Origin of the sequence: Streptomyces sp. NPDC087420 (assembly GCF_044744165.1) — a bacterium.
Lineage (GTDB): Bacteria > Actinomycetota > Actinomycetes > Streptomycetales > Streptomycetaceae > Streptomyces.
Map to the genome: position 1 here is coordinate 28234 of NZ_JBIUXU010000025.1, position 17119 is coordinate 45352.

General features: G+C 67.6%; 10 protein-coding genes, 1 tRNA gene and 3 pseudogenes. 6 read left to right on the forward strand and 8 right to left on the reverse strand.

The genetic code is table 11. The annotated features are described in order from the left end of the window. Positions 1-11 precede the first annotated feature (11 nt). Positions 12-862, forward strand: a pseudogene (locus ACIO1C_RS34785) (IS5 family transposase). A gap of 15 nt (positions 863-877) precedes the next feature. Here the strand turns inward: ACIO1C_RS34785 and ACIO1C_RS34790 are convergent. From ACIO1C_RS34790 to ACIO1C_RS34820, 7 genes and pseudogenes are all read right to left on the reverse strand, one after another. Continuing rightward, positions 878-1507, reverse strand: a complete 630-nt coding sequence (locus ACIO1C_RS34790) for a hypothetical protein (RefSeq protein ID WP_401871550.1) — start codon at positions 1505-1507, stop codon at positions 878-880. Between the two features lie 508 nt (positions 1508-2015). Then, a tRNA-Met gene (locus ACIO1C_RS34795) sits at positions 2016-2089 on the reverse strand. 62 nt (positions 2090-2151) lie between these two features. Then, positions 2152-2724: a transcriptional regulator gene (locus ACIO1C_RS34800; protein WP_361059423.1), complete on the reverse strand. Its 573-nt coding sequence runs from the start codon at positions 2722-2724 to the stop codon at positions 2152-2154. Further along, positions 2724-4313 (reverse strand): helix-turn-helix domain-containing protein, encoded by a 1590-nt coding sequence (locus ACIO1C_RS34805; RefSeq protein WP_401871553.1) that lies wholly within the window; start codon positions 4311-4313, stop codon positions 2724-2726. The genes ACIO1C_RS34800 and ACIO1C_RS34805 overlap by 1 nt, the downstream gene beginning before the upstream one ends. After that, positions 4310-4597, reverse strand: a complete 288-nt coding sequence (locus tag ACIO1C_RS34810) for a helix-turn-helix domain-containing protein (RefSeq protein WP_266469336.1) — start codon at positions 4595-4597, stop codon at positions 4310-4312. Before ACIO1C_RS34810 ends, ACIO1C_RS34805 begins: the two co-directional genes overlap by 4 nt. A gap of 116 nt (positions 4598-4713) precedes the next feature. Continuing rightward, positions 4714-5115 (reverse strand): hypothetical protein, encoded by a 402-nt coding sequence (locus ACIO1C_RS34815; protein WP_401871556.1) that lies wholly within the window; start codon positions 5113-5115, stop codon positions 4714-4716. Between the two features lie 197 nt (positions 5116-5312). Further along, positions 5313-5747: pseudogene (locus tag ACIO1C_RS34820) on the reverse strand (3'-5' exonuclease); the annotation flags it as partial. A 475-nt stretch (positions 5748-6222) separates the two neighbouring features. Between ACIO1C_RS34820 and ACIO1C_RS34825 the strand changes: the two are divergent. The 5 genes and pseudogenes from ACIO1C_RS34825 to ACIO1C_RS34845 all read left to right on the forward strand — a co-directional run. After that, complete coding sequence (locus ACIO1C_RS34825; RefSeq protein ID WP_401871559.1) at positions 6223-7707, forward strand: DUF2397 domain-containing protein; 1485 nt, start codon at positions 6223-6225, stop codon at positions 7705-7707. Beyond that, entirely contained in the window at positions 7704-8975 is a 1272-nt protein-coding gene (locus tag ACIO1C_RS34830; protein WP_401871562.1) for a TIGR02678 family protein, read from the forward strand. Before ACIO1C_RS34825 ends, ACIO1C_RS34830 begins: the two co-directional genes overlap by 4 nt. Next, the gene (locus ACIO1C_RS34835) at positions 8972-13195 is read left to right on the forward strand and encodes a TIGR02680 family protein (protein ID WP_401871563.1); all 4224 of its coding nucleotides are present in this window, start codon (positions 8972-8974) and stop codon (positions 13193-13195) included. Before ACIO1C_RS34830 ends, ACIO1C_RS34835 begins: the two co-directional genes overlap by 4 nt. After that, entirely contained in the window at positions 13192-14505 is a 1314-nt protein-coding gene (locus ACIO1C_RS34840; RefSeq protein WP_401871566.1) for a TIGR02679 family protein, read from the forward strand. The genes ACIO1C_RS34835 and ACIO1C_RS34840 overlap by 4 nt, the downstream gene beginning before the upstream one ends. Positions 14506-14663: 158 nt before the next feature. Further along, positions 14664-14942: pseudogene (locus ACIO1C_RS34845) on the forward strand (transposase); the annotation flags it as partial. Between the two features lie 638 nt (positions 14943-15580). Here the strand turns inward: ACIO1C_RS34845 and ltrA are convergent. Beyond that, positions 15581-17068: a group II intron reverse transcriptase/maturase gene (gene ltrA / locus ACIO1C_RS34850; RefSeq protein ID WP_401871567.1), complete on the reverse strand. Its 1488-nt coding sequence runs from the start codon at positions 17066-17068 to the stop codon at positions 15581-15583. Between the last annotated feature and the right edge of the window lie 51 nt (positions 17069-17119).

The window sequence follows — 17119 nt, forward strand, 5'->3', positions numbered from 1 at the left end:
TGATCGTTGTTCTGGGTGTGCCGTTAAGCGACGCGCAGTGGGCGCGGATCGAGCCGTTGTTGCCGGACCGGACGCCCAGGCGGGGCGGGCGGTGGAGAGATCATCGGGAGGTGATCGACGCGATCGCCTGGAAGTTCCGGACGGGATCGCAGTGGGTCCATCTGCCGGAGAAGTACGGGAACTGGCGAGGGGTCTACAACCGGTTGCGGATGTGGGCTGTCGACGGCACCTGGGAACGGGTCTTCACCGCGTTGATGGCCCAGGCCGACGCCGATGAGGACCTGAACTGGGCCGTCTCGGTCGACTCCACGATCGTGCGCGCTCATCAGCACGCCGCCGGGGCCCGCAAAAAAGGGCCCCGGCCGACGAACCGACAGACCACGCCATCGGCCGGTCCCGCGGAGGACTGACCACCAAGGTGCACCTCGCAGCCGACGACCGGTGCAGGCCGATGGCCTTCGTCCTCACCGCCGGACAGGCCGGCGACGCACCCGCCTTCCCCGACGTGATGGCCCGCCTGCGCATTCCCCGCCCGCGAGGACGACCCCGCACCAGACCGGACGTGGTCCTGGCCGACAAGGCATACTCCTCACGCGCCATCCGCGACCACCTACGCCGCCGTGGCATCCGCGCGGTCATCCCCGTCCCCGCCGACCAGCGCGGCCACCGACTCCGCCGGGGCAGCCACGGCGGACGGCCACCGAACTTCGACCGCGAGGCATACAAGCAGCGCAACACTGTCGAGCGCTCCATCAACCGGCTCAAGCAGTGGCGCGGCCTCGCCACCCGCTACGACAAGACCGCGACCATCTACCTCGCTGGACTCCACATCGCAGGCATCTTCATCTGGTCCGCCCGCTGATCCAAACGAAACTGCCTAGCCGATGCGGCGGTGGAACTCCTCAGTGAAGCACCACGCCGCGGGCGTGTGGCGGCGCGGGGTGTAAGGCCGGGGCTCCAGCAGCAAGTCCACGCTCTCGCCGTCGGCCACCAGGATGCCGATGCCGTAGAAGGCGGCTTCCATCAGCATCTCCTCAGCGGCCGGTGGAGCGCTATCCAGCAGCAGGGCGCGCCGGCAGAAGGGGGCGAAACGGCCGGCTTGCTCCAGCCCTCCGCGCCAGCCCACGGCGCTCGCCCGGACTACGGCGAGATCAACGGTGAGCGGTCGCACCGCGCGACGGGTGACCTCACGGCGGTCGGCCTCGGCCGCACCGGCCGGAAGCCGCCGTACCGCCGAACGCAGCCGTGCGGGCAGCGACGCCAGTGCGACGGGCTCATCTACGGGCAGCTCCAGAAGGGTCTGCAGCGCATCAAGACTGTCCAGGCGCGCCGCTGACACGCGGGCGCGGCGTGCGCATTCTTCCTCGTCAAGCCGGTAGAACAGCAGCGCCTGACTGCCCATCAGCTGGAGCGAGACAGACAGTACGGCAGGATCCAGCAGGGCCGCGGAGGCTGCGCGTACCGACGTGCCCACCGACGGGCTGGCCAAGGTCACCATGCCGTTCACCCTGCCTCATCCGACTTCAGCCGCACCCGGCGGCCCCGACTATCCCACCCGATGGGGCACGGCCGCCTCGTCCAAACGTTCCAAAAACGCACCCAATCCCTGCCACAGTGCTATGCCGCCGACCGCACGGTAGAACTACCGTTGTTCCCCAGGACACCAGGCCTGCGGGGCCGTATGCCGCGCGGCCAGGTGGACCACGGCGCAGGTCCCGCACAGCACGGCGGCTCGGTGACGGGTATGGGCAGACCAGGACCTGCTGCGAGATCCCAGCGCGGACCGCGCACATGGCAACCCTGCACTGTGCGCAGACGCCAACCACTGCGATCCGCGCACCGTCACCGACGACTCCCCTGTTCGCCGCAGAGAGTCCAGCGAGAACGGCCTGAGATCGATCACCTCGGGCAGGCAGCAAGGGCGGCCGGGCCTCCTGCTGGGCAGGAGGCAGACGTGGGCTTGCGCCGGGAACGCAAAAGAGCCCGGATTGTGTAGATCCGGGCCTCTTCGGCAGTAGCGGGGACAGGATTTGAACCTGCGACCTCTGGGTTATGAGCCCAGCGAGCTACCGAGCTGCTCCACCCCGCGTCGGTGATCCCCACCGTACGCCATCCCAGCAGGCGCCGAAGACCACCTTCCGGCGCAGGGCTCTACGCGGCGAAGCCGACGTTGGTGACGTACTCGTACTGGCCCCACTGCGAGCCGAGGTCGACGATCGTGTCCTGCCACGCGGCGTCGAGGCTCTGGTGGTCGCCGGCCGCCCAGGAGCCGACGATTCGGTCCCAGCGGCGCACGTTCATCGTCCGGTACTCCACCACGCGCTGCAGCGGCTGCGGCACCTGGGACTGGTTGAGCGGGTGGATCTCCACTCGCGTACCACGTCCGTCGCGGTTGAGGCGCCTGAGGAGATGGCGGGCGACGTTGTGACGGCGCACCGCCCGGTACACCTGGTCGATGCGTTTCAGGTTGGCCTTGGAGGGGCGGCGTTCACCCTCCAGCCAGGCCTTCAGCGTCCGGTGGGTCACTGTGAGTCCGGCGTCCTGCGCTGCCTTCAGGGTCTGGGTCGACTTCGTCAGATAGTGCAGGCGCGCCGTCCATCCGCGCTTGGCGGTCACGGGAGTGGCGATGCCGCCCGCGAGTTCGTCGAGCTTGCGGGCAACGGCGTCGCTGCCCTTGATGCCCTGGGCGCCGAACCTCCCGAAGTCGATGTTCTTCTCCGGCACTACTCCCCCTCTCCTGCGTGCTCACCGGCGTCGGTTCCGGCGGCGTACGTGTCCTTGACCTTGACCTCGGTAACACCTCGGCCTTCGGCGAAGACACGGCGCCAGTCACCGATGACGTGGAGTTCATCGGTGCCCATCGCCCGGACGACGGCCAGGCCTTCGTCATGGGCCTTGAGCGCCTTGAGCCACAGATTGGCGAAGGCCTGGCTGCGGATGAGGTGCATCCAGTCCGGACGGTAGAGCTCCCGGTTGTAGTTCGACTCCCCCATCGTGGAGACGAACTTCGAGTACATCGCCTTCACGTACTCCAGCGTCACCGTATCGCCCTGCTCGATCGCCGTGTCGCGGGCGTCCTTCAACGCGATGCGGAACTTTTCCAGCAGGTTCTCCGTGGCCCCGGAGGTGTACGACTCGTGGATCTGAGGAGGCGCGCACAGCTGGTGCTTCGGGCCGGACAGGCGCAGCAGGAGGCGCAGCGTCGGCTCGGTGACCCACAGCGGGCCGGGCTCGTCCCTCTGGCCGATCGGGTTGGGCAGCACCGCCTCGTGCTCCCACTCGGGCGGGGTGATCAGGTGGACTCCGGAGCGGCGGCGGTCGTGGGCCAGGCCGGTGGAGTGCTCGAGCTGACCCAGGGGGAGGTGCGTCTTGAGGGCGGATAGGTAGGCGCCGTTGATGTCGAGCGCGGTCACCTCATGCCGGCCGGGCGGGAGTTCGTGACGGGTCCACTTGGGGCGGGCCTCCCAGATCTGGTCGGCGCCGCGCGCGGTCTGCTTCTTGAGGATGTCGGGGATCCAGGGGTGCGCGATCACGTCGTAGCGGGCGCCCTTGCGGGTCTCGTCCAGCAGTCGCATTGCGTCCGGGATCGCCCGCTTCAACAGCGCCGCCGTGGCTGCGTCGACGTCGCCTCGGTGCTCGGCGAGCACGCCCTGCACGGCCTCGCGGATCAGGTCGACCGGGCCGGACGGCTCCTGGAACGCGTGGCGGGCCGGGCCCTTAGAACGCTCCGTTGCACGCACCGGACGTGCCGTGCACAGCGGCGCTTTCGGAGTTTGCGCGGTGGGCTGTTCAGCAGGTGGGGCAGGCGCGGCAGCGGGGGCTCCAGTGGCGGTGGGCTGGCAGTCGGCCGGGGACAGGTGCTGAGCGAACCCCGCCACGCGTCGTCTGGCCGGACGGCCGCACAGCACACACGGCTCGGGCACGACGAGCAGCTCTACGTCGTCCCTGTCCTCATCCTGCCCGGGATCCGGCGAAGACGAGGGAGTGACGGTCGCGGCCGCGTCTGACGTGAGGGGCTGCTCCGCAGCCGGCGCCGGCGCCGCCGTGGTCTCGGTCTCGGTCTCGGTCTCGGTGGCGAGCTTGGTGTTCAGCCCGTCCAGCAGGTACGCGTATTTGGTGCGGATCTCGCCGGCCGGGTCCCGGCCGCTTTCCCATCCGCTCAGGGTGGACGGGCTCACCCCGAGCGCACGGGCCACCTGCGCCTTGGACAGCCGAGCCCGCTCCCGCAGCTCGCGGCGCACCTGGCAGGGCGGGAGTTCGGCCTCCGGACCGACGGCGTCAAGCAGCGAGTCGATCGCGTCGAAGTCGCTCACCGGCTCGCCCCCTTCGCCTCGGTCCGGACGGAACGGCGCCTGCCGGTGGGCAGCGCCTCGCACGCTCTGGTCGGACCCGCCAGCAGGTCCAGCGCGCCGATGCCGTAGTGCTCGGCCAGGACGTCGACGTCGCGCAGGCTCCATGAGATGGCGCCCGACTGCCGGCGCGACACCTGCGTCTGCGTCAGCCCCAGCACCCCCGCAACCGACCGCTGCGAGTCACCCGTCACCTGCATCAACGCGGCCACCGTCAGCCGCAGCGACTCCTCCAAGCTCAATCCCATGCCGCCATCTTACCTGAATCTATGCAACTTTCGCATCTATATCAGCTTTTTACTATCGATGATGCAGGAAAGCTTTCACCGTCACACAGGAACTGAAGGTTCTCGAGCAAGCGGTGTCAGCAATCCGGGCCGCCCTGATCCCGCGGAATCCGTCGGGCCGCGCGCCGGGCTTCCCGTTTCGCCTGGCGCGCCGCTTCCACCGCACGATCAGACAGGCACCGCGGGCACACGAGGTCGACGACACGGCGGCGCAGGGCCCGGCGCAGCCGGAGCCCGGGCGGCGGCGGCCACCCACGGCAGTGGCGGCGCACCGTACGCACTCCGGTGCCCAAGAGCGCCCCGACCACGGAGGCGTTGTCGGCGTAGTTGGCCAGGAGGAACGCCATCTGCGCCCGGTGGCCGGCCGGGAACCGGGCCGCGAACTCGGTCCGCTCTTCCGGCTGGAGGAGCGCGTCGTGGCGTTCGCAGCGCGGCGTCGTCTTGTTGTTCCGGGCGATGCCCGGCGAGCTGATGTTCATAGCTCAAGAAGCCTGCCGGGGGCCGTCTGTGGACAGCGGGCGGCCACTGAGGGCTTCTCGGATGTGCCGTCACCGGCAGGGTCGGCGCCCGTCACACTCGATGCTGCACCGTCCCGGATCATTGCGATCCGTACCGCCGCTCCCCCGTGCGCTCCTTCCAGGCGGAGGCACCGAACGCCCAGAACCCGCCCGGAGTATCACTGTGGTGGCTGGGGACTGGCCGATGCTCCTTCCGGATGCTCGTTGATCCAGGACAGGCCGCCGATGTCGAGGCGGTGCCGGGTGCGGGTGACGGCCACATAGGCCAGGCATGCCTCTTTGTCGTCGATCCGGCGGGCCGTCCCCTGCCCTGTGTCGTGCGGCGGGCCGTCGGAGGGTGGGGTGAAGTCGTCGGCGATCTTCACCTGTGCCCATTCCCGGCCTTTGGCCTTGTGCGCGGTGGAGACGGTTACCTCGGCCTGGCCTTCGGGGGCGAGATGGTCGACGGCGGTCAGGATGGCGTCCGCGCCGTGGGTATCGACCAGGTCGACCAGGGATTGCAGGTCACGGCCGGCGGGGTCGTAGGCGGCGTAATCCTGCAGATCGCCCCAGGTCGTGAACAGCACCAGTTCGGGATGCGTGGTGCGGCGTCCGCAAACTGCCGCCCTGCAGGCAGGGCAAACCAGCGGCAGGTTCGCTGCTCTGGCCAGCACGGACCTCACGATTCGCTACAACGGAACCAGCCGCCTTGACGCTGGGAAAAAATCTGCTGGACCACCCCTTGCGTATCGTCCGAACAGTGGCTGTCCTGGCGAACGGCCGTCAGCAAGTAGGCGGCGGGCAGACAGCGGAGCCAAAGGAGTGGATAGCGCCGGGGTGCGCCGGATCGGACCGGCATGCATCGCATCCCCCGCTTGATCGTTCGCAGCGCTCCGTGCGTTTCGGACAAGTACGGAAAGTTTCGATCCCTTGTGATCGGCCCCGCTGAAGTGACCACCGGCACCGATAGCTTGTTCCCTGGTGCCCGGGCCCGGGCACCGGGGCGAAGTGCATATGCCCCGGGGGGAGACGTTGGTTGATGAAGCAGGTGCCGGAAGTGGCGTGGCGGGCCGTCCTCCTGGCGCGCGAATGGATCTTTACCGGTACCTGACCGCTGATTCGTCCGATGAGTACTTCGCCGTCATGCGGGTGTTCTCGGCTACGTTGCTGGCGGATCTGTCGGCCGCTGAGGCCAGTGTGGCGCTACGGGACGCGGGCTGGGAAATTCCGGCGGAGACGGCAGAGGACCGCTGCCTGGCGCTGGTGCGCTGGGGCAATCTCATTCCGTCCGTCCGTGATGCCAGGGTTCCGACAGTCGCCGCCTACCGGAACTCGCGGGCGCGGTTTCAGGTATCGACGCTTGGGGGGCGTGTTCAGCGTCAGGCCGAGGAGATCCTGCACGCTGCTGACGGGGCCAGGGAAGTGGCCCGGGAACTGCTCGGCGGCACGGTGGAGATCCTGGACCGCATCCTGGGCAGGATGGCCAATCTGCAGGTGGTCGACGCCGAGGCGCTGGCGGCTGACGTGACGACTGTCTTCAACAATCAGAAGCTGTTCAGTGAGAGCGCCCGCGATTTCTACACTTACCTAAGTTCTGTGCTGACTCGCTACGACCTGGTGGGCGAGGAGTACGCGACGCTCAAGGGTCTGCTGCTGGAGTACGTGGATCTGATCAGCAACGATGTGGCCCGCCACTCCCCCGCGATGGTCAACCGGCTGGAGTTGCTGCGGCCTTACCTCGACGGCTTGGTGGGGGTCCTCGCTGACCTCCCGGGTCTGGCGGACACCGAGGTGGCTACCGTCGAGCGGCTCCCGGGACGCGCGCGGGCGGATTGGGAGGAGCTGGCCTCCTGGTACACCGGTGGCAGCGGAAGTTCCGGGCCGGCGCAGTTGCGGGCGGCGGCGGAGCAGGCTTTGGGTCAGCTGATCACCAACGCCAAGCGGATGCTGTCGGCCGGCGGGACGGGGGCGTCGCGCCGGGCGGATCTGCTGCGCCTGGCGTCTCTTCTTTCCGGTGCCGAGCCGGTGGATGCGCATCGGGCGTTCTCGGCGGCTTTCGGTTCCCATCCGGCCCGGCACCTGGGGATGGGGCCTGAAGAACCTGACCCCCGTATGTCGCCGACGACGTCGTGGTGGGATGCACGGCCTGTCGAGGTGCCCGTGTCGCTGCGGGAGCGCGGGGACCGTACGACGCGCGGGCGTACCTCGAGAGTGCCGGATCCGGGCCTGGATCGTGCCCGGTTGACGGCGGAGTCCCGTGAGGAGGGGAGCCGGCTGCGTGCGGCCGTGGCGGAACTGATCGCCGTTGGGCGGATGGACGGGGCCTGGACGTCCGCGTATGCCCAGGACGTGTTGCTCGACTACGTCGGAGACTTCCTCGCCTACCACCAGAGTCTGTCCTCAGGCACGTTGTACGAGATGCCCGTCCCTGACGTGGGGATGGTGCTGATGGTGGAGCTCATCATGGGCGGAGGGACGTGCTTGTGGTCGGAGAACGGGGCTTACACCGTTGAGCACTTGGAGGTACGGGTCAAGAGCATGAGCAACCAACAGACCGTGGAAGGCGACCAATGAGTACTGTGCCCGTCCTCGGGTCCGCTTCTACGGCTTCGCACGACGCTCTGGAGCGGCGCGCTGCGGCCCAGGCTCTTCTCGCGTCGCCTGTGCTCACTGTCCACCGGCATCCTGCGGACCTGGCGTTGGTGCGGCGCCATTCGGCTTCCCTGCGTTCCGTGTTCTCCAAGATGCTCGGCTATCCCTTGATCGTCGAGTCGTCGTTCGCCCGGCTGGTCAAGACCCCGTTGGACTCCCAGGCACCGGTGCGCACCGTGCGGTTGGGCGACGGTCCGGTTTTCGGTCCGCAGACCTATGCGCTGTTCTGTTTGGCCTCGGCGGCCCTGCTCTCTCCCGGTACTGGTGAGCAGATCCTTATCTCCGCGTTCATCGAGCAGATCCGTTCAGATGCCTCGGCGGCCGGTGTGCCCTTCGAGGACAGCTGGCCGGAGCGGCGGCGTCTGGTGGCCGCGATCGGGCTGCTGATCGACTGGGGGGTGCTGACGGAGACGGACGGCACGGTGAGCGGCTGGACCGAGCGTCGGGAGGAGGCGCTGCTGAGTATTCATCGGCCGCTGCTGCCCCATCTTCTGGCTCGTCCGCTGAACGGAGTGGTGTCCCTGTCTGCGCTGTGGGGTGAGAGTGCTGAGGAGCCTCGCCGCTCCCTGCGGCGCAAGCTGGTGGAGAATCCGCTGGTGTCGCGCGACGGGCTCAGCGAAGCCGAACGGGATGTCCTTTCCCGGGAACGTACGGACCTGGCCAGGCTGCTGGATGAGCATTTCGGTCTCACGCTGGAGGTCCGCGCCGAAGGCGCTCTGGCCTACGACACCGAAGGCACGCTGAGCGATATAGCCTTCCCCGGCCCTGGCACGGTCCGCCAGGCCGCACTGCTCCTCATCGACGTCCTAATCGAGAACGGTGGATCGGAGGCGGAGGGCTCGCAAGCGCCTTCGGAGTCTGGCCTGCTGTGTGAGTGGCAGCTGGTGGAGGAGTGCCTGGTGGGGCTTTCCGCGCGCTATGCCTCTTCTTGGTCCGCGGCCTACACCCGGGACCCGGATCGGTTGCGCGGCGAGGTAGTCGCGCTGTTGGAGTCGCTGTCGCTGGCCACTTCTGGCAACAGCGGTCTGCGGCTCCACCCCGCTTCGGCCAGATACCGGCCTGCGGTGCAGGAGATGTCCGGTACTCGCGCCGCACACCGTCTGGCGCAGCCCTCCGTGCCTGCTCCGGCGGCCGGGGTTCTCTTCGGGGACGGCTACCCGACTGCTACGAAGACAGGGAAGGCATCGTGACGGCCACCTCGGCGGCTTCCGCTTACCGGAAGTTCAGCAACGGCGCTTCTCTTGCCGCTTTGCCCGGTACTCAGAGGTGGCAGCTGCACCGGGCCGGGATCGTCAACGTCTGGTACTACTTCGACCAGCGTTTCGATGCTTCCGATGGCCGTCTGGTGCTACGTGGTGCCAACGGTTCGGGCAAGTCGCGAGCACTCGAGATGCTGCTGCCTTTCCTCCTGGACGCCGACCGGCGGCGGATGGACGCCACCGGCTCGGGCAAGGTCCGGCTAGAAGACCTGATGCGTGCGGGAGGTGAGGAACAGGTCAACAGGCTCGGCTATCTGTGGGTCGAACTGACCCGCACACCGGGCCCGGGCGAGCCGGGTGAGAATGAGCGTGAGTATCTGACTTTGGGTGCGCAGGTCCGTTTCTCGCGCAGCACCTCCGAAGCGAAGGTCTGGTACTTCACCTCGCCACTGCGCGTCGACCACGACTTGGTCCTGATGGACGAGGGTCGGACACCGCTCTCTCGGGAGGGCCTCATTAGTGCCATCGGGGCGGAGCGGATCACCGACAAACCCGAAGCCCACCGTGATCAGGTCCGCTCTCAGGTCTTCGGGCTGACCGGCGAAGCCGGCCGGCAGCGCTACGCGGGGCTCCTTCAGCTCCTGCACACGTTGCGCTCCCCCGACGTTGGCAACCGCATCGACGAAGGCCGCCTCCCCCAGATCCTCTCCGATGCGCTGCCGCCTCTGTCAGAGCACGCCCTGACGGCCGCCGGCGAGGAACTCGACGGGCTGGAGGAAACCCGGGCCGCGCTGGAGCGGTTGGAGAGTGCCTACGGGCACGTGGCGGACTTCCTCAAGGTGTACTCGCGCTATGCCACCGGAGTTCTGACACACAGTGCGAACGCCGCCCGCATCGCCGCCCGTACTGCCCTCGAGGCTGAGCGCAGGGAACACGAACAGACCAGAGAACATGAGGCGTTGACAGAGAAACACGCTGAGGCGGCGGCCGGGCTGGAGGAGGTCGAGCAGTACGCGAAAGAGCTTGCCGCCACGGCCACCGGCATCAAGGACTCGCGTGAGTACCGCCAGGCCCGCGAGTTGTCCGAGCGTCTGGGCAAGCTCGATGCGCTTGCCGCAGCGGCGGAGGGCGTTTTGGAGATGGCCTCCGTGACACGCCGCGAGGAGACTGGAGCTGTTACGGCGTGCGACCTTGCGGCTGAGGAGATCTGCACCGCTGCGGAGAGCGCCGATGCCGTCCTGGGCAGAGCACATTTTCATCTGCAGCAGACCGGACTGAGCCACAGGCTTCCCGAGAAGGTCTCAGCCACGGTACGGGCAGCAGCTGCCGTTGCCGAACCGGTGCGCACCCAGCGTGCCGCTGACCCGGTCGCCGTGAGCCGCCCGTTGCCGATGCTCCTCCTGCCAGCCCCGGGCCTCCTCGACGAGGAGGCGGCCGAGCTGCACCAGGCCGCCACCGAGGCGGCCACCGCGGGCAGCGCCCGGCAGGACCAGGCGCGGGCCCGCCACCAGGACGCTGTCGAACTACATGCCTCCTTCGTCCGAGTCCAACGGGCGGAGGAAAGAGCTGAGGAGAGCGCGCAGGACGCGGTCGAGCTGGAAGAGGCCGCCGTGGCGGCGGCCGAGCACCGCGACACCTGCGCCATCCACCTCGCGACGAGCTGGCGTACCTGGGTCACATGTGCGGCCAGTACCGAGCATCTGCCCGGCACCCGGTGGGAGGACTCGGCGGCCGGCGCCCTGCTCCTCGACGTACACACCCTGGCTGGGGAACCCTACGAAAGTGCCGGTGCGGACCTGGAGGAGCTGGACACAGTTCCGCACACCGCTGCCTTCACCGCTCGTACCCGCCACGCCACCGCGCTGGCTTCCCTGGCATCGGAAGAGACCCGCGACCTGGCGACCCAGGCACTGCTGGAGAGCGAGGCCGCGCAGCTGCGTCAGGCACGTGACGTCCAGCCGCCTCGGGCGGCCTGGGCCGAAGCGGTTCCCCGTGACGGAATTCCGTTGTGGCGTGCTGTGGACTTTCAGCCGGACGTGAGCCAAGCGGACCAGGCAGGTCTGGAGGCCGCCTTGCTGGCCTCCGGGCTGCTCACCGCGTACATCACCCCCACAGGGAAGGTGGTCACCGGTACAGGCCAGCTCCTACTGGCCGCAGACGGCCCCGCTACGGTGCGTTCGGTGCGTTCGGTCCTGACTGCGGTGCCCGACAGCGGCGTGCCGGTGGGGCGGGTCCAGGCGGCGCTGGACCGTATCGCCCTGGACACGCCGGGATGCCCGACGTGGGTACACCGTGACGGGTCCTTCGGGCTGGGGGCCTTGCGCGGCCGTCATTCGCTGCCCGCTGCCCGGTACATCGGGGCAAAGGCGCGGGCCGCTGCGAGGGCTGAACGCCTGGACCAGATCGGGCGGGAGCTGGAGATCCTGCGGGATGCCTCGGAGGCACGCAGCCAGGCACGGGACACGGTGCACCGGGCCCAGGCCGCCTTGGACACCCACCTGCGCAGCGCTCCTCGCTCGGGTGAGCTGGCTACGTTGCGCCAGCAGGCTGCCGCGGCCCGGAATACTGCCGCGGCCAAACAGCGTCAGGCTGCCGAGCTGGGGCGAACGGCAGATCAGGTACGGCGGACATGGGCGGCCGCGGAGCGTACGCATCGGGAACGGTGCTCGGCGTTCCGTCTTCCCTGCACCGCTGAGGAGTTGGGCGAGGTTCGTGACGCGGCGGGGCAGGCAGTCACTGATTGCCGGCAGCTGGCGCAGGCCGGCGCTGCGGTCTCGGCGCGGGTGGCGGCGTGGCAGAGGGCGATGGACGCAGTGGTGGCGCAGCGCGGCCAGCGTGAGGCTGCCGAGGCGAAGGCCGCGGGCCAGTGGACGGCGTGGTCGTCCGAGGCTGCTGAGCTGTCTGCCTTGCAGGAGAGCATGGGCACGTCCGCCGAGGATCTACGAAAGCGACTATCCGAGGTGGAACATGCGTTGCTCCATGCGGAAGCCGAGCGGGCCAAGGGCAGTCGCACCGTCACTGACCTTGCGGGTCAAGTAGGAAAGGCCGAGGTCAGGGCAGAATCGGCACAGCTGGCGGCCGTTGAGGCGCGCGAACAGCTGGCCCGTGCTGCGGCCGATCTGGCCCGTTGCGCAGCTCATCCCGCCCTTGCGCTCGCCACTACGGGGCAGCCTGCCCGGTATGCCCGGGCCGCTACTGACCCGCCGGGGGTCAAAGCTGCAGCCCAGGCCGTCCTGGCGTCGTTGTCGAAACCGGATGCCCATGCGGATGTCACCGCGCTGCTTCGCGCACATTCGGCTTTGGAGCGCAACGTCATGGGCAGTTACGACGTGAGCATCACGGTCGATGGGGACATCCATGTCGTGGAGCTCTCCGACGCCGAGGGGCGCCGGCACATCGCCGAGGCGGCGCAGGATCTCGCCGACCGGCGGGACAGGGGCAGGGAGGCGCTCACCAGCCGTGAGCGCACCGCCTTTCAACACTTCGTCCTGGGCGGGGTGGCCGAGGAGCTACGGACCCGCATCGGTCAGGCCGTGCAGCTTGTGAAAGACATGAACGCCTCGCTGCTGTCGATCTCCACCAGTCACGGCATCGGCGTCAAGCTCCGCTGGCAGCTCACCGAGCCGGCGGAGAGCCCTGTCGGCCGCATCAGGAACCTGATCGCGCTCGACGGGCGGGTCATGCGCCCGGACCAGAGCGAGGAACTGATCGCCTTGCTCAAGGCACGTGTGGACGAGCGTTTCGCGAGCGACCCGCAGGCCGGATACGCCGCCCACCTACGCGATGCGCTGGACTACCGGATGTGGCACTCCATGGATGCCTTCATCACCGGCCCCGGTGCCAACCAGGTACGCAGGATCAGCCGGCGCGCCAAAATCTCCCAGGGCGAGACCCGTTTCGTCTCCTACGTCACCCTGTTCGCAGCGGCTGACGCCTACCTCTCCGGCCTGCCCGACACCAACCGTGCGCTGCGCCTGGTCCTCCTCGACGACGCGTTCGCCAAGGTCGACAACCGGACTGTCGGAGAACTCATGGCACTACTGGTCCGCCTCGACCTCGATTTCGTCATGACCGGGCATGCATTGTGGGGATTTTTTCCTCAGGTGCCCGCTCTGGATGCCTACGAGGTGCGGCGTTCCGAAGGCACCGCGGCCGTCACCACCCACGTGCACTGGGACGGCCACACCAGGCACTTGAAATTTGCCCCATGACCCTTCCCGCCCCCGAGCGGATGGCCGAGCCGATCCGCTCCTACCTCTGCCACCCCGCTCTGCGCGGCCTGTGGACTGCCGTGCGGACCCGTCTGGAACGCAACCGCCTCTCCCCCACAGGCAGTGTGCAGGTCGTTCTCGACGAAGACGGCGCAACGCAAATGGGCGGCCTGCTCGGCACCATCTGCGCACCGGGACGTACCCGCGTGAAACTGGAGGCGCTAGATACGGCTCTGCGTGCCTCGTCGGCCCGGCGTGGCCTTCTGGTCGCCGTCGCCGACCTCACCGGCGCGCCCCTGATCGATCGTGCCGCGGCAAAGGAAACGCGGGATGCGGCCTGGACGCAGGTGTGGCAACGCCTGGATGCCTCGCTGGGCTCCGCAGGCCTTGCCTCTGCTGCCTGGGTTCCTCTGTGGATTGCCGGGATCCGTTCCTCTGGCCTCCTCACCCGCGCCGGCAGCATCGCCGCCGACAGTGCCCTGGACCATGCGGTGAAGACTCTCTCGTGCCTAGGCCTCGGCTCTTCATTGTCCGGAGACAGTGCGACCAGGCCGTGGGAAATAGCTGAGCTCGCCGCACACATCACTCACGACGCCCACGGCCTTGATGATGGGACCCTCACCGGGGCGCTGGTCCTGCGGGCGATCACGGCTGCCGGCGGCGGGCCGCCGGCCGAGAACACAGCCCAGCGCAAAGCGCTGTGGGAAAGCGTCAAAGTCACCACGGACCTGGTGTCCGGGACCGTTCTAACCTGGCGGCTGATGCCGCCCGGAGACGACCCGTGGTCAGCCATGATGCGCATGCGCGCCAAGCTGGGTGTGGCCACTCATCTGACGATGCAGGAACTGCGCAGCTCTTCGGCTGCTGGCATCCGGCTCGCCGACCCGCGGCAACGGATCTACGCCTGCGAGAACCCCCAGATCCTGCAAGGGGCAGCCCGGCACGGTACGGACGCGACGCTTATCTGCACATCTGGGAACCCGTCGAGCGCCGGCTGGGAACTTGTCCGCCGTCTTGTTCACGACGATGCGCTCGTCCTGTATCACGGTGATTTCGACTGGCCGGGCGTCGGTATCGCGGGACGTCTCTTCCAGGCCGGCGCCCGGCCATGGCGTATGCGGGCCCAGGATTACCTTGACGCACTCAGCCTCCTACCCGGCGACCGCACTCTCCCCCTCACCGGGGAACCTGCTCCCACCCCCTGGAATCCCGCCCTGGCCGACAGCATGGCCAGGCAGGGCTATGCCGTCCACGAAGAGTCCCAGCTGGGCCTTCTCCTCGCCGACCTCGGCCTTCCTGCAGCACAGTAGGGCCCTGTCGCGCTGAAGCGCGGTCAGCTCTCCGGCCAGTGGGTGCACTCCGGATCGGGTGCCGCAGGCCACCACGGCGTTGGCTGCACATCCGAGGCGTCCAGTACCAAGCCCCAGGGTCTCAGTCGATTGCTCACGACGGGCGCGCCAGTTCGTAGATCGAACCGCTGTTACCTGTCCCAGCCTGCGAGACCGCCATCGACGGGCGTCCGTAAAAGCACCTGCGGCGGAGATCGTGGATGCCATTCGCTATGTCGTGGACACCCGCTTCAAGTGGCGGGCCCTGCCTGCGGACTTTCCGCCCTGGCGCACGGCCTGAGGGTTCTGGCCCGCTGGGCGGCCGTCGGCATCGGCAACCACATCCGTGATGTCTCGTCTCACGCATCTGCCGCGAGCTGGGCCAAGGCCCCAGAGCCGTTGCCACTGTCATCGACTCCAATATCGGTGAAAGCTGGGTGCCGGAATGTCACCACTGGTGATCAACCGGCCGGACACGGGACGCCAACCCGGGACGCCCCACGCGAGCTCGACCGGGCCGTGTCGTCACGATCGCCGACTGGCGGTCATGGGGTTTCTTACTGATCGCTCTGCGGGATTCGCCAACCGTCGAAGGCTTCCGGCCGAGCCATGGCAGCCCGGCCGTACGTCTGCCTCCTCGCCTTCTGCGGCAAGAAGGCAGGCACGGCCGCCTCTACTGGGCGGGAGTTAGAAGACGGTGGTTCCGCCGCAGCCGACCGCGATGTCGTGGCGCAGCTCGGTCGGAAGGTCGCTGGGCTCGGCAAGCCCGGGGCGGGGCACGGCCCTCTCGAACACTGCTGACGGGGAGGTCTCTGCGAGAGAACGTTTTTCGCCTTTCGTGATCTCACATAAAGCGGTGGTGAAGTGGACTCGCCATGCTTGCCATGAAGGGCCGCTATTTCCCGCGTCCGGGGTGGCGGAAGAGAGCCATGGCCAGGGGGACAAAAATGATCGAGGCGGTATTCCACACCAACGACCTACCGCAACGGGACCGTTGGGAGAGCTGGTGTGACATGACATCCAGGGACTTGATGCAGAACATCCTGCACACGGAGCATCAGGACGATTTCCAAGGGGAGGCCCGTCTGCTAGCGCTGGGGAGCTTACAAGTGACGTCGCTGGCCCGCATCTTCGCCGGGTTGTAGAGGACGAGCCCGCCCTCGGTGATGCGGTCCGCCCCGTAATAGCGGCGCCGCAACTGTTTCCAGGTCACATGGGGGTGCTTATAGCGAATCCAATGGATCAGCCTCCACCACGCGTACCAGCCGAGGTAGGAGAACGTCTTCTTGGATGCGCCGTAACGGAAATAGGCAGCCCAGCCCCGAAGGACCGGATTGACCGTCCGCAGCACCTCCTCCAACGAGAGCGATGTCGTGCTCCGCCCCGTCAGTTTCTTGATCTTGTGCATCACCGACGCCAAGGCTTGCTTCGACGGGATGGTGAGCACGACGCGACGGCCGTCGCCCCAGGACCTCCGCTGGATGTGGAAGCCGAGAAAGACGAATCCGTCGTCGATGTGGGTGATGTGGGTCTTCTCATCCGAGAGGGTCATCTTCAGCCTGCTGGCCAACAGCTCACCGATCCCCGACTTGAGCGCCTCAGCCTCGGACTTCGTCCCGTGCACGAGCACGATGAAATCGTCGGCGTAACGCACGAGCCGGAAGTTCGGCCGCCCCATCCGACGCCGGTATTGCCGACGCCAGGGCGGTGACATCTCCGTGTCCCAGATCCGCGAGAAATGCCGGTCCAGGACCGAGAGATAGACGTTGGCCAACAGCGGGGAAGCGACTCCTCCTTGCGGAGTTCCCGTGAGGGTCTCTGCGAATCCACCGTGCATCTCGACAACCCCGGCCCGCAGAAACGCGCTGACCAGCCGCAGGACCTTGCGGTCCTTGACGCGCTCGGCCACCAGGTCCATCAGGACGTGATGGTCGACGTTGTCGAAGCAAGCCTTGATATCGCCCTCGATGACCCATTCGTAGGTCGACGGCTTGCAGGTGAAGTGGTGGATCTCGGCGATGGCATCCTGAGCCCGACGACCAGGCCGATACCCGTAACTGGACGGATAGAAATCGACCTCAAAAAAAATCGGCTCCAGAACCAGCTTGAGCGCCATCTGCGCGACTCGATCACGTAGGGTCGGGATGCCCAGGTAACGGACCTTGCCGTTCTTCTTGGGAATCACCGCCTGCTTGACCGGCAACGCAGTGAAGGACCCGTCCTTGAGAGAGGAGCGAAGCTCCTCCAGGAACGGAATCACTCCCTGCCGCTCTTCGACGTGGTAGCGGGTGACCGCGTCCACGCCTGCTGTTCTGGCACCCCGGTTGCCAGACACCCGCTCCCAAGCCACCAGCAAGGTGGCCCGGTCGCAGATCAAGTTGAATACATCATCGAACCGGCGGTCCGGTTCATTCCTTGCCCATCGGTGCAGCTTGATCTGGTGATCGGTACCCGCCGCTCGGCCGTCATGCTGCCCGGCCAAGTTGTCGGCGGCGCGTCGTAATTCAACAACGTTCCTCCCCGACAGCAGTCCTGCTGCTATCACGCTGTCGCCGCAGGGTAGGCCGCCGGCGAGGTATCCGCAGATGCGGACCCT

What these genes read in the sequence shown, in the direction of transcription:
- ACIO1C_RS34810 (WP_266469336.1), bottom strand. Translation starts at nt 4,597, where the DNA reads ATGGGATTGAGCTTGGAGGAGTCGCTGCGGCTGACGGTGGCCGCGTTG.
- ACIO1C_RS34815 (WP_401871556.1), bottom strand. Translation starts at nt 5,115, where the DNA reads ATGAACATCAGCTCGCCGGGCATCGCCCGGAACAACAAGACGACGCCG.
- ACIO1C_RS34825 (WP_401871559.1), top strand. Translation starts at nt 6,223, where the DNA reads ATGGATCTTTACCGGTACCTGACCGCTGATTCGTCCGATGAGTACTTC.
- ACIO1C_RS34830 (WP_401871562.1), top strand. Translation starts at nt 7,704, where the DNA reads ATGAGTACTGTGCCCGTCCTCGGGTCCGCTTCTACGGCTTCGCACGAC.
- ACIO1C_RS34840 (WP_401871566.1), top strand. Translation starts at nt 13,192, where the DNA reads ATGACCCTTCCCGCCCCCGAGCGGATGGCCGAGCCGATCCGCTCCTAC.